Below are 12,230 nucleotides of genomic sequence, written 5' to 3' on the forward strand. Positions count from 1 at the left end.
CTGTTGTGCTTTTCGGTAACAGTAGGTTCCGTTGACGGAATGCCGTCTGATTTCCCGACTGACGGTGGCGGGATGACAACCGATGTTCTGTGCGATTTGGTTTAGGGGTAGGTTGCGGTAATGTCTGGAAATGTAGTATCTTTGGTGTGAGGTCAGTTGTGTGTAGGTCATATTGCAATCTTTCTTGTCAGGAAAGGCAGTATACTACCGCATACTGGCCTTTTCTGTTATTGGAAATTGCACTTGTTAGGCGAATGTAAGACAGTTCAAAGTTGCAGCAGCGCAGAAAGTGAAGACATATCATCAAGATAGGCAAGCTTTCGAGCAGCGCACAACGAAGAAATGTGCCAAAGATAGGGATTTTGCAAATGTCTCAGGCCGTCTGAAAAGTTCATGACTTTCAGACGGCTTTTGATTGTCAATCATAAAGAAAACGGCATATCTTCGCAGATATGCCGTTGATTGGGTTAAGAGAACCGCTATATAGGGTAGTGGTTTGTGTTTTAGTCCTCTTGCGCCCCGGTTTGCAGGTAGTTTGCCAAACCAATTTTGGCAATCAATTCCTGCTGGGTTTCGAGCCAGTCGATTTGCTCTTCGTTGGTGTCTTTTTGTTTTTCCAACAAGTCGCGGCTGACGTAATCTTGTTTTTCTTCACACAAGGCAATGGCAGCAGCCAAGGCTTCGTGTTTTTCGTTTTCTTTGGTCAAATCGCAAGCGATGATTTCTTCGGTGCTCTCGCCAATCAGCAATTTGCCCAATTCTTGCAGATTTGGTAAACCTTCCAAAAACAAAATACGCTCAATCAAATCATCGGCTGCTTTCATTTCGATGATGGATTGTTTGTAGAAATGTTTGCCCAAATCCTCAAAGCCCCAGTTTTTCAAAATACGGGCATGTAAGAAATATTGGTTGATGGTTACCAAAAGCAAGCCTAAGTTTTTATTCAGCTCGCGGATAACTAAACGGTCGCCTTTCATAGATAGCCTCCTCGTTCAATTACATTTGGCTTTGGTAATAATTGCCTTCACCGATCAATTCGATCAGGCGCAATTGTTGCTCCAGCCAGTGAGTGTGATCTTCTTCGGTGTCTTTCAATTGCTGAATCATCAAGTCGCGGGTCACGTAGTCTTGAACTTCTTCACACAATTTGATGCCTTTTTTCAACGCATCGCGTACTTCGTATTCGGTGTTTAAATCTGCTTGCAGGCAGCTTTTTACATCGGTACCGATATTGATTGCGGCAGGAACCATTTTCGGGGTGCCGCCCAACATCAAAATACGGCGGATGAAGTCTTCAGCGTGTTGGGTTTCTTCTTCCATCTCGTGATTCAGACGTTCGAACAATTTGGTGTAACCCCATTCTGAATACAGACGCGAGTGGATAAAATATTGATCACGGGCGGCCAATTCGCCGGCCAGCAATTCGTTCATATAGTCGATAACTTGTGGATTGCCTTGCATGGTGTTTCCTCTTTCTTGAAATGCCGCCTCGGGCAAATGTGTTGGTTTTGGGATTGAGTGTATTGTAGTAAAGATTGCGGCCCAATACAATTTTTCTATTTAAAATACAAACAATTATCAAAAATATCTTGAAGTAAAAAGGCCGCCTGAAAAAATCAATTGGCTGATTTTTATCGCTTTTTATTGCCATTGGTATTAAGAATCTGTTACAACGCAACCATATATTTACATTCTTTAACCATAAATAAAAGCAAATAAAGCAACAAAACCCATCAAATTTAATTATGAATTATTCTCAACTGCTTTTAGGTAATTTCCTACAACACCTCCTCTCCCAAGCATGAAAAATATCCGCCCCAATCCAACGGCTTTAATTTTATCGTGCTATAATGTCGAGTTATCTTAAAAATCTTATTAAGGCACGATTCAAGCCATGAAACAAATTCGCAATATTGCCATCATCGCACACGTCGACCACGGCAAAACCACATTAGTTGACCAATTATTACGCCAATCAGGCACCTTCCGCGACAACCAGCAGGTTGACGAGCGCGTGATGGACAGCGGCGACATCGAAAAAGAACGCGGCATCACCATCTTGGCCAAAAATACCGCCATCGAATACGAAGGCTACCACATCAACATCGTCGATACCCCGGGACACGCCGACTTCGGCGGTGAAGTAGAACGCGTATTGGGCATGGTTGATTGCGTGGTGTTGTTGGTTGATGCGCAAGAAGGCCCTATGCCGCAAACCCGCTTTGTGACCAAAAAAGCTTTGGCTTTGGGTTTGAAACCGATCGTTGTGATCAACAAAATCGACAAACCAAGCGCGCGCCCAAGCTGGGTAATCGACCAAACATTCGAACTCTTCGATGCATTGGGTGCGACTGACGAGCAACTCGACTTCCCGATTGTGTACGCTTCCGGCTTAAGCGGCTTTGCCCGCTTGGAAGAAGACGGCACCGAAAACGACATGCGCGTGCTGTTTGAAACCATTTTGAAACACACACCGGCACCAAACGGCAGCGCCGATGAAACGCTGCAACTGCAAATTTCCCAACTCGACTACGACAACTACACCGGTCGCTTAGGCATTGGCCGCATTTTGAACGGCCGCATCAAACCGGGCCAAGTCGTTGCCGTGATGAACCACGACACCCAAGTTGCCCAAGGCCGTATTAACCAATTGCTCGGCTTTAAAGGCTTAGAACGCGTGCCATTGGAAGAAGGCGAAGCCGGTGACATTGTGATTATTTCCGGTATCGAAGACATCGGCATCGGCGTGACCATCACCGAAAAAGACAATCCTAAAGGCTTGCCTATGCTCAGCGTTGACGAACCAACCCTGACCATGGACTTTATGGTGAACACTTCTCCATTGGCCGGCACCGAAGGCAAATTCGTGACTTCGCGCCAAATCCGCGACCGCTTGCAAAAAGAATTGCTGACCAACGTTGCCTTGCGCGTGGAAGACACCGATGATGCGGATATTTTCCGCGTTTCAGGCCGTGGCGAATTGCACTTGACCATTTTGTTGGAAAACATGCGCCGCGAAGGCTACGAATTGGCCGTCGGCAAACCGCGTGTGGTATACCGTGAAATCAACGGTGAAAAATGCGAGCCGTATGAAAACCTGACTGTTGACGTACCTGACGACAACCAAGGCGCGGTAATGGAAGAATTGGGTCGCCGTCGTGGTGAATTGACCAATATGGAAAGCGATGGCAACGGCCGCACTCGCTTGGAATACCACATTCCGGCGCGTGGTTTGATCGGTTTCCAAGGCGAGTTCATGACCATGACCCGCGGTACCGGCTTGATGAGCCACGTTTTTGATGACTACGCACCGGTGAAAGCCGACATGCCGGGTCGTCACAACGGCGTGTTGATTTCGCAAGAGCAAGGCGAAGCCGTGGCTTATGCTTTGTGGAACTTGGAAGACCGCGGCCGTATGTTTGTGTCTCCAGGCGAAAAAATCTACGAAGGCATGATTATCGGCATCCACAGCCGCGATAACGATTTGGTTGTGAACCCATTAAAAGGTAAAAAACTGACCAACGTGCGCGCAAGCGGTACTGACGAAGCCGTCCGTTTGACCACGCCAATCAAGCTGACTTTGGAAGGCGCGGTAGAATTTATCGATGATGATGAACTGGTTGAAATTACGCCGCAATCCATCCGCTTGCGTAAACGCCACTTGAGCGAGCAAGAGCGTCGCCGTCACTTTAAAAAAGTAGATTAATTTCGGTTTAATCATACAAAGGCCGCCTGAAAAGCTATAATGCATTTTTCAGACGGCCTTTTTTAATTTGTCTAATATGATTAATCCTTCCGCTCAAACTGCCGATGGCGAACACATCGACACCAATGTCGAACAAACCGCCCCACGCAGCAACACCAGCAACGCGCCCAAAGCCGCCATTCACCAAACTTTATATACTGCCGACAGCTTTGCGCAACATGATTATTTAGCCAAAGGCAAAAAGCTACCCAAAATCACACCGGCTGAAGTCGGGCAAACCAATTGGCTGCACTTTGTCGGCATCAACAATATCGAGCTGCTCAGGCACGCGCTTCAACCCTACGGCATTCACGAATTGGTGATTGAAGATATTCTCAGCCGTAAGCAGCGCCCAAAAATCGAAGATTACGGCCACTATATCTTCATCGCCGCACAAGTGTACAACTACGGCACCACCAAGCTGCATTCCGACCAAGTGTATTTGGTGATCGGCAAAGATTTTGTGTTGTCGTTCCAACAAAAGCCGTTGGGTTTGTTTAGCCAATTCCGTCAGATTATGCGACACAACCCGCATCACGTTCTGGACAAAAACGCCGCATTTTTGGCTTATTATCTGCTCGACCGCATTGTTGATGACTATTTCATCGTTTTGGAAGATTACGACAACCGCGTCGAAGCCATCGACAAAGCCCTATTCAAAAATGAAAACGACGACACACTGTTAAGCCGCATCCACCGCCTCAAACGCGATGCCGTACGCCTGCGCCGCACCCTACTGCCCATGCGCGACGTGTTTTACCAGCTTGCCATGCGTGGCGACTACGATATCTTCGAAGGCGGATCCACCGTTTACCTGCGCGACGTGTACGACCACAACCTGCAATTAATCGAAACGCTGGAAGCCTCGCGCGATATGGTAGTCGGCATGATGGACGTGTATTTGTCGTTCCAATCCAACCGCATGAACCAGCAAATGCGTGTCTTGACCGTCATCACCATTATGTTTATGCCATTAACCGTGCTCACCGGCATCTACGGCATGAACTTCGACAATATGCCCGAATTGCATTGGCATTACGGCTATTACGCCGTGCTTGGTTTGATGGCCACCATCATCATCGGCCTGTTAATTTTCTTCTTCCGTAGAAAATGGTTATAGCTAAATTTATAAATTAAATTAGATTATATCTTTTAATTTACTATAATCATTAAACCTATAACAAACACAAGTCATCCATATGGAAAATACCCAACGCCAAGCATCACACGAATTGATCATGTCCGAGCTGATGATGCCCGACACCGCCAACTTCAGCGGCAACGTCCACGGCGGCGACTTACTGCGCTTGCTCGACCAAGTGGCCTATTCATGCGCCAGCCGTTACAGCGGATACTATTGCGTCACCCTTTCCTGCGACCGCGTGTTGTTTAAAGAGCCGATTCACATCGGTGAACTGGTCACATTCTACGCCAGCGTCAACTACACCGGCTGCACGTCCATGGAAATCGGCATCCGCGTCGAAGCGCAAAACATCCGCACCGGCGCCATCCGCCACACCAACAGCTGCTATTTCACCATGGTTGCAATGGAAAACGGCAAAACGGTTGAAATTCCGCAACTGGAAGTAAAAACCGAATTGCAACGCTGCCGCTGGGAAAAAGCCAAAAAACGCAAAGAAATGAGCCTGCAAAGCAGCAAGATTTCCTGCGAGTCTTAATGCTTAGACCAAGTTAACAATGCCGTCTGAAACTTTTCAGACGGCATTGTTATCGTGATTCAGAATAGCAAGATTTTTTATAAAATTCAAAACACTCAAAAATTACCAATTACTATGATTAAATTCAATCCGATAATTCAATATAGAAATCATCAGGCCGTCTGAAAACCATGTTTTCAGACGGCCTGCTATTCATCTCAACCCACGCGGTAAAACGCCAAACTGCCCAACAAATTCGGCAAATATTTGACCTGCTTGCTGCCGGCCATCACTGCGCGTTCCTGCACGCGGATTTTGTTTTTGGCACACAGCAAATCGAAATCTTTGAGCGTACACCAATGAATATTCGGCGTATTGTACCAATGATAAGGCATGCGTTCCGACACCGGCATATGGCCGCCCAACGCGATTTGAATGCGGTTGCGCCAATAGCCGAAATTCGGGAAGGTCACAATAGCCTGTTTGGATACGCGCATCAGGCTTTGCAAAATCAATTCGGTATTCTGCATGGCCTGAATGGTTTGGCTCAACACAATCACATCAAACGAATTGTCACCAAACTCTTCCAAGCCGCGCTCCAAATCGGCCTGAATCACGTTCACACCGCGCGCCATGGCGGCGATGATGCTGTCGGTGTTGATTTCAATGCCGTAGCCGCTGCAGTTTTTGTGTGCCACCAAAGCGGCCAGCAATTCGCCGTCACCGCAGCCCAAATCCAATACGCGGCTGCCTTCTGGAATCCAATCATAAATCAATTGTAAATCATCGCGTAAATTCATGATTGAATCTCCTTGGCAACATTGTTCATATAAGCGGCAACAGCGCGGATATAGGCATCGTCTTCCATCAAAAAGGCATCATGGCCGTGGTTGGACTGCACTTCGATATATTGCACCGATTTACGCGCGGCAATCAGCGCCTTGACCAATTCTTTCGAGCGCTCGGGTGCAAAACGCCAGTCGGTGCTGAAGCTGGCTACAAAAAATTTGGCCTGCACATTTTGCAGCGCTTTACTGAGATTGTTATTAAAATCGGCCGCCGGATCGAAATAATCCAAGGCTTTGGTCATCAATAAATAGGTGTTGGCATCAAAGCGTCCGGCAAACTTATCACCTTGATAGCGCAGATACGATTCAACTTCAAATTCCACGCCGTAGCCATATTGATAGCCGTCTGAATGCAACTCGCGACCGAATTTTTTGCCCAGACCTTCTTCCGCCAAATAAGTAATATGCCCCATCATACGGGCGATCCGAAGGCCGCGGGTCGGGATTTTTTGCTCGCGGGCGTAGTGCCCTTCGTTGAAATCGGGGTCAGTTAAAATCGCTTGACGGGCAACATCATTAAACGCAATATTTTGCGTGGAAAGTTTCGGCGCAGAAGCAATCACCAAAGCGTGGTGCACACGTTCGGGAAAATCAATCGTCCATTGCAAGGCCTGCATACCGCCCAAGCTGCCGCCGACCACTGCTGCCCATTGTTCGATGCCCAAGGCATCTGCTAGCATGGCTTGTGATTTCACCCAGTCTTTGACCGTCACCACCGGAAAATCGGCGCCGTAATCTTGACCGGTAGCCGGATTTTCCGACAAAGGCCCTGTTGTGCCATGGCAACCGCCCAAATTATTCAGCCCGACCACAAAAAAACGCTCGGTATCAATCGGCTTACCGGGGCCGACCATGCTGTCCCACCAGCCGGGATATTTGTCCTCAGGCGTATGGTAGCCGGCAACATGATGGTTGCCCGATAAAGCATGGCAAATCAATACCGCATTGGATTTTTCCGCATTCAATTCGCCATAGGTCTCAATCATCAAATCAAAACGCGGCAAAGTCTGGCCGTTTGCCAGCGCCAATGGCGTTTCAAATGCCATTTTTCGAGGTGTGACAATGCCCACCGATCCATTTTTATTCATGATTATTCCAAGGGTCATGCAAAAAATGTATTATAACGTTTAGCCAACATTTTGACATATCTTGACCATAAAATTCCTTTACTGCCTTCTTTCAGACGGCATTATTTAAAAAACCACCAAAGAGCCACCCCATGATCGGCCGCCTGCTGCGAATCTTTTTCCTTTTTGCCATCATTGCCCTGATTATCAACCGCCTGTTCAGCCGCAAGCAAAAACACGCCATGCGCGAAGTGGCGCAAATCAGTGCGTGGGTATTGGTGGGGGCTTCGGTGGCGACGCTGATTTGGTATTTGATTATGCTGTATTTCAAGCATATCCCGAACAGTTATTAATTAATGTAAAAGGCCGAGACCTTTGCAAAACCTTAGATTTGAATACAGTTCAAAGTTGTAGCAGCGCAGAAAGCGCAGACATATCGTAAAGATAGGCAAGCTTTCGAGCAGCGCACAACGAAGAAATGTGTCAAAGATAGGGATTTTGCAAAGGTCTCAAGCCGTCTGAACAGCCTTTACTCAAGACAAATCCACTAAAAAATGCTATGCTTTGTGCTTTAAATCTGTCGAACTGATTGTTTGAAGCAATGAAAAAGTTTCTTATTCCGACTGCTGCTGTGATTATCGCCGCAACCCTCGGCACACCTTATTATCTGGGCATTCAAGCCGAAAAAAGCCTGACTTCGCAGCAAAAATTACTGCAAGAATCGGGCTTTCTCACGGTTGAATCACACGATTACGACCGCGGCTGGTTCACCTCCACCGAAACCACCATCATCCGCTTGAAGCCAACCTTGCTGCAAAACACGCAAAAATACCTGCCTGACAATCTGAAAACCGTGTTAAAAGAGCCGATTACCGTGGTCAACCACGTTACCCACGGCCCTTTTGCCGGTGGCTTTGGCGCGCGTGCCAAAGTGGATACCGAATTCCAATACCATCCTGAAGCAGCTAAAGTATTGGCGCGATTCTTCGGCGACAAAACACCGGTCAGCATGACCAACACCGTTTATTTCAACGGCAACGGCGTGATGAAGCTCAGCATTCCGGAATTCGACTATGAAGAATTGTCCGGCATCAAGCTGATTTGGCAAGGCTTGAGCGGTCAAACCGATTATGAAAACGACTTTGTCGGCTATGCGCACGATTATGCTGCGCCTTCATTGCAAGTGAAATTGGCCGACAAAGGCGATATTTCCCTAGAAAACCTACATTTCAAATCGGAAACTTCAGACGGCCTCAACAAACTTTCCTTAGGCAAAAGCAGCATCACACTGGATAAATTCCTGCTGCAATGGAAAGAAGGCATTGATTACAATGTCAAATTAAACGAATTGGTGAATCTGGTGACCAATCTGCAAATCGGCGCGTTTATCAACCCGACCGGCACAATTGCCCCTTCCACCATTGAAGTGGCTAAGCTGAAATTTGAAACCCAAACCAATGAAGTGGACAAATTCATCAACAGCGAAGGCCGTTTCCAATTCGATACACTCACCTACGGCAAAGACCGCTACGGCCCGCTCGATATTAATGTTGCTGCCGAGCATTTGGATGCGCAAGGTTTGCTGGCGCTCAAATCTAAACTGGCGCAGATTTCCGATAAGGAAATGAGCGAAGAGCAAATTCAAAACGAATTGATTCAGACAGCCAAGACCGATGCATCAGGCTTGTTTACCCAAAATCCGGTGTTAAACGTGAAGACGTTTAAATTCACCATGCCGCAAGGCAATGTCGATGCTTCCGGCACATTGGCCTTTAAAGGTTTGGCACAAAAAGATTTGGATAATCTGGCCGATATGCTGAAGAAAACCGAAGCCGATTTCAACCTGCAAGTGCCGCAAAAATTGCTGGAGCAAATGGCCATCAACCAAGCACACAGCATTTTCAGCGTGAATCCTGAAGACGAAGCCGCCGGCCGCGCCACCATTGAAGATATCAACGAAACCTTGCGCTTAATGGTCGACAGCACCATCCAAAGCATGGCACGCGACCAATACCTGACCTTGCAGGATAACCATGTCAAAACGCATCTCAATCTGCAAAACAGCGAATTGAAGCTCAACGGCAAAGTATTGGAAACCGAACCGGAAGCGGCATTTGACGAGAGTGATATGCTACCCGATGAAGCATTTGAAAATGAAGCGGCATCGGCAGTCTCTGCTGCTCCTTAAATCTTTTATTACCATCTAAATAGGCCGTCTGAAACACACGTTTTCAGACGGCCTTTTGCATCACTTAATCTTTTACTGATGATAAAAAAATCAAAGCATTAGTGATGAATACCGATGCCCAACATGCCTAATGATTAAATTTAACGAACTATTCAAAAATAAGTTTGGCGCTTTACCAAAATTGGTGCTACATTCAAACTGTTCAAAACAAAATAACAACGAAACAAACTTTCAATCAGAGGTCGCCCATGAAAAATCAAACCATCATGCAATATTTCGAGTGGTATTTGCCCGATGACGGCAAACACTGGCAACGCTTAGCCGACGACAGCCAACATCTGGCCGATATCGGCATCAGTAAAGTCTGGCTGCCACCTGCCTGCAAAGCCACCGGCACCAATGATGTCGGCTACGGCATTTATGATTTATACGACTTAGGCGAATTCGACCAGAAAGGCGCCGTCCGCACCAAATACGGCACCAAAGACGAATATCTTCACGCCATCGCTACATTAAAAGAGAAAAGCATCCACCCAATTGCCGATGTCGTGTTAAACCACAAAGCCGGAGGTGATAAAAAAGAAGCGTTCAGCGTATTGAAAATGAACCCCGATGACCGCCAACAACCGATTTCCGAACCTTACGAAATCGAAGGCTGGACGCATTTCACCTTTCCCGGCCGCAACAATCAATACAGCGATTTCCAATGGCACTGGCACCATTTCAGCGGCACCGATTACGATGCCAAGAATAAAGAAACCGGCGTTTTCATGATTTTAGGTGAAAACAAAGGCTGGGCGGATAACGAATCGGTCGATTCCGAGTATGGCAATTACGACTATTTGATGTTTACCGACATCGATTACAGACATCCCGATGTGACCGCCCACGTGCGCGACTGGCTGAAATGGTTTGTCGACACCACCGGCGTGACCGGCTTGCGTTTAGACGCCATCAAACACATCGATCAAAATTTCATGCGCGAGCTGATTCAATACGCCAAAGAACTTTACGGCGATGAATTTTACGTGTTTGGCGAATATTGGCACGGCGATTTCGACACCAAAGACAATTATTTAACCAGCACCGACTTTACCTTCGATTTGGTCGACGTGGGCTTACACATGAATTTCTTTAATGCCGCCCAAGCCGGTGAAGGCTATGATTTAACGCAGATTTTTCAAGGCAGCTTGGTCGAGTATATCCCGACTTTAACTGTCACCTTTGTCGATAACCACGACACCCAGCGCGGCCAATCGCTGCAATCCACCGTGGATGATTGGTTCAAACCCATGGCTTACGGCATTATCTTGCTGCGTGAGCGTGGTCTGCCCTGCGTGTTTTACGGCGATTATTACGGCATTGATGGCGAATTCGGCCAAGCCTCTTTCCGCGAAGTTATCGACAAATTGCTTTATTTACGCGGACATCATGCCTACGGCGAACAAATCGATTATTTAGACGACCCCAACTGCATCGGCTGGACGCGCTTAGGTAATGAAGAACATCCCGACGGCTTAGCCGCCATCATCAGCAACAGTGCCGAAGCAGAAAAAAGAATGCACGTCGGTATTCTCAACGCCGGTAAAACCTTTGTCGATTATCTTGGTCATCACGATGCCGAAATTCAAATTGATGAAGAGGGCTGGGCAGTGTTCCCTGTACGCGGCGGCAGCATATCGGTATGGGCGGTGAAACAGATGTGATGATTAGCCAGCCTTCACTTTAAATCAAAAGGCCGTCTGAAACACAATTTTTCAGACGGCCTTTCGCTCAATCACCAAAAATCTTAATCAATTACCAACGGCAGGAATGATTTCACCGTTTCATCAACCGCTTTCACGCGCAGCAAGAAATCTTCCAATTGTGCCAACGGTAATGCACTCGGGCCGTCGCAACGGGCTTGGTCGGGATTTTCATGCGCTTCCAAAAACAAACCGGCCAATCGGGTCGCCATACCGGCCAGAGCCAAATCGACCACTTGTGAGCGGCGGCCACCGGAAGCGGCGGCACCGGAATCACGCGTTTGCAGCGAATGGGTCACGTCGAAAATAATCGGCGTTTGCTCGCAGGTTTTCTTCATCACGCCGAAACCAAGCATATCGACCACCAGATTATCGTAGCCGAAATTGCTGCCGCGTTCGCACAAAATCAATTGGTCGTTGCCGGCTTCTTTGAATTTTTCGATGATGTTTTTCATCTGCGACGGGCTTAAGAATTGCGGTTTTTTGATGTTGATGACATTGCCGGTTTTCGCCATCGCCACCACCAAATCGGTTTGGCGCGCTAAAAATGCCGGCAATTGGATCACATCGCACACTTCCGCTACAGGCGCGCATTGGTAAGGCTCATGCACATCGGTAATCACAGGCACATTAAATTCACGCTTCACCGCTTCAAAAATCTTCAAGCCTTCGTCCAAACCCACGCCGCGGAAGGAATGAATCGACGAGCGATTAGCCTTGTCAAAAGATGCTTTAAACACATACGGAATGCCCAATTTATCGGTTACTTTAGCGTAATGCGCGCAGGCTTTGAGCGTGGAATCCATGTCTTCCAACACATTGATGCCGCCAAACAGGGTAAACGGCAAATCGTTGCCGACTTGGATTTGATTGATTTGAACATTCATGGCTGAATCCTTTTCTAGGCCGTATGAACATAACGGCGCTCGTCACTATTTAAAAACTACTGAATATTAAAAGGCCGTCTGAAAGTTTCAAC

At 47.3% G+C, this 12,230-nt stretch carries 12 protein-coding genes; 6 read left to right on the forward strand and 6 right to left on the reverse strand.

The genetic code is table 11. The features are described 5' to 3' along the window. The 3 genes from CRG49_RS13805 to bfr (CRG49_RS01465) form a co-directional block, all read right to left on the reverse strand. The coding region (locus tag CRG49_RS13805) for a helix-turn-helix domain-containing protein (protein WP_157807890.1) at positions 1-171 on the reverse strand (171 nt) is incomplete at its 3' end. A 332-nt stretch (positions 172-503) separates the two neighbouring features. After that, the gene (bfr, locus tag CRG49_RS01460; RefSeq protein ID WP_095503133.1) at positions 504-977 is read right to left on the reverse strand and encodes a bacterioferritin; all 474 of its coding nucleotides are present in this window, start codon (positions 975-977) and stop codon (positions 504-506) included. Between the two features lie 19 nt (positions 978-996). Continuing rightward, a complete protein-coding gene (bfr, locus tag CRG49_RS01465; protein ID WP_095503134.1) occupies positions 997-1,461 on the reverse strand; it encodes a bacterioferritin in 465 nt (154 codons plus the stop codon). Between the two features lie 433 nt (positions 1,462-1,894). Between bfr (CRG49_RS01465) and typA the strand changes: the two genes are divergently transcribed. From typA to CRG49_RS01480, 3 genes are all read left to right on the forward strand, one after another. Beyond that, complete coding sequence (gene typA, locus CRG49_RS01470; protein WP_095503135.1) at positions 1,895-3,706, forward strand: translational GTPase TypA; 1,812 nt, start codon at positions 1,895-1,897, stop codon at positions 3,704-3,706. 76 nt (positions 3,707-3,782) lie between these two features. Beyond that, positions 3,783-4,865: a magnesium/cobalt transporter CorA gene (corA, locus tag CRG49_RS01475; protein WP_095503136.1), complete on the forward strand. Its 1,083-nt coding sequence runs from the start codon at positions 3,783-3,785 to the stop codon at positions 4,863-4,865. Positions 4,866-4,944: 79 nt separating this feature from the next. Further along, the gene (locus tag CRG49_RS01480; RefSeq protein ID WP_095503137.1) at positions 4,945-5,424 is read left to right on the forward strand and encodes an acyl-CoA thioesterase; all 480 of its coding nucleotides are present in this window, start codon (positions 4,945-4,947) and stop codon (positions 5,422-5,424) included. A 197-nt stretch (positions 5,425-5,621) separates the two neighbouring features. Here the strand turns inward: CRG49_RS01480 and metW are convergent, their stop codons facing one another. Both metW and CRG49_RS01490 read right to left on the reverse strand, forming a co-directional pair. Beyond that, entirely contained in the window at positions 5,622-6,203 is a 582-nt protein-coding gene (gene metW / locus CRG49_RS01485; protein WP_095503138.1) for a methionine biosynthesis protein MetW, read from the reverse strand. After that, positions 6,200-7,339, reverse strand: coding sequence for a homoserine O-acetyltransferase (locus tag CRG49_RS01490; protein ID WP_095503139.1), 1,140 nt, complete (start codon positions 7,337-7,339; stop codon positions 6,200-6,202). The genes metW and CRG49_RS01490 overlap by 4 nt, the downstream gene beginning before the upstream one ends. 131 nt (positions 7,340-7,470) lie before the next feature. Here CRG49_RS01490 and CRG49_RS01495 point away from each other — a divergent pair, with 131 nt between their 5' ends. From CRG49_RS01495 to CRG49_RS01505, 3 genes are all read left to right on the forward strand, one after another. Continuing rightward, positions 7,471-7,671: a hypothetical protein gene (locus tag CRG49_RS01495; protein WP_095503140.1), complete on the forward strand. Its 201-nt coding sequence runs from the start codon at positions 7,471-7,473 to the stop codon at positions 7,669-7,671. Between the two features lie 248 nt (positions 7,672-7,919). Continuing rightward, positions 7,920-9,506, forward strand: a complete 1,587-nt coding sequence (locus CRG49_RS01500; protein WP_095503141.1) for a YdgA family protein — start codon at positions 7,920-7,922, stop codon at positions 9,504-9,506. Positions 9,507-9,754: 248 nt separating this feature from the next. Continuing rightward, positions 9,755-11,212 (forward strand): alpha-amylase, encoded by a 1,458-nt coding sequence (locus tag CRG49_RS01505; RefSeq protein ID WP_095503142.1) that lies wholly within the window; start codon positions 9,755-9,757, stop codon positions 11,210-11,212. Positions 11,213-11,295: 83 nt separating this feature from the next. Here CRG49_RS01505 and kdsA read toward each other — a convergent pair whose 3' ends face one another. Beyond that, complete coding sequence (gene kdsA, locus CRG49_RS01510; RefSeq protein WP_095503143.1) at positions 11,296-12,138, reverse strand: 3-deoxy-8-phosphooctulonate synthase; 843 nt, start codon at positions 12,136-12,138, stop codon at positions 11,296-11,298. Positions 12,139-12,230 lie beyond the last annotated feature (92 nt).

It is taken from the genome of Neisseria sp. N95_16 (genome assembly GCF_002551535.2).
In the GTDB taxonomy this organism is placed as follows: domain Bacteria; phylum Pseudomonadota; class Gammaproteobacteria; order Burkholderiales; family Neisseriaceae; genus Neisseria; species Neisseria brasiliensis.